Source organism: Hydrogenovibrio sp. 3SP14C1, assembly GCF_029625905.1.
Taxonomy (GTDB): Bacteria; Pseudomonadota; Gammaproteobacteria; order Thiomicrospirales; family Thiomicrospiraceae; genus Hydrogenovibrio.
In genome coordinates this window covers 1-268 of sequence record NZ_JARTLM010000134.1, presented here as the reverse complement: position 1 = coordinate 268, position 268 = coordinate 1, and the positions used below count along the sequence as shown (strand labels likewise).

Genomic DNA, 268 nt, shown 5'->3' with positions numbered 1-268 from the left:
AAGCGGGGCCGAGGCCAGCGGAAGAGTAAGTGCTACGCCAGCCTCAGCCGCCGCAAAATAGCGGCGTGCCCTGGCCTGGTCATGTTGAATCTGCGCCTTCAGCGCGTCGAAATCGTCGAACTTCACTTCCCCGCGCAGCCGAGCACAGGGGTAAACCGTCAGCCGCTGACCATACAGGTCGCCGGAAAAGTCCAGCAGATGCACTTCGAGGGTGGGCCGCTTGGCCCCCACGGTGGGCCGAAAACCGACGTTGGCCACGGCGGGCAGG

Annotated in this window: 1 protein-coding gene; it reads right to left on the bottom strand. The window is 64.9% G+C overall.

Translation table 11 applies throughout. From position 1 onward, the window contains the following. A partial coding sequence (locus tag P8629_RS11940; RefSeq protein ID WP_278166333.1) for a riboflavin kinase occupies window positions 1-268 on the bottom strand: 268 nt, incomplete at both ends.